The sequence below is a fragment of the Kitasatospora nipponensis genome, from assembly GCF_039528135.1.
Classification (GTDB): domain Bacteria; phylum Actinomycetota; class Actinomycetes; order Streptomycetales; family Streptomycetaceae; genus Kitasatospora; species Kitasatospora nipponensis.
Window position 1 is genome coordinate 1 of record NZ_BAAALF010000850.1, and the last position, 312, is coordinate 312.

Genomic DNA, 312 nt, shown 5'->3' on the forward strand with positions numbered 1-312 from the left:
CCGAAGCAGAAGCACCGGCCTTGCCACCGTCGTTGTTGGCCGGCACGAGGTAGCGCAGACCGGTCTCGGTGATCAGGAAGTTCCGGCCGGAGCCGCCCTGGTCGTTCGAGTCCAGGGCACGGAACAGCAGCCCGTGGCCGGGCGAGACCCGGGCGCTGGCGGCACCGGGATCGATCTTCGTCGGGTACTCGGTGTCGGCCCAGACGGACCGCTTGATCTTGTTGCCGTCCATCCCCTCGAAGGTGCTGCACAACCGGTTCCGGCCCTCGTGGTTGACGGCCTTTCCGGTCGGCGTCTCGTTCGGGAGGTCGT

General features: G+C 67.9%; 1 pseudogene. It reads right to left on the bottom strand.

The features are described from left to right. A pseudogene (locus tag ABD323_RS43680) lies at positions 1–312 on the bottom strand (type VII secretion protein EccB); the annotation flags it as partial.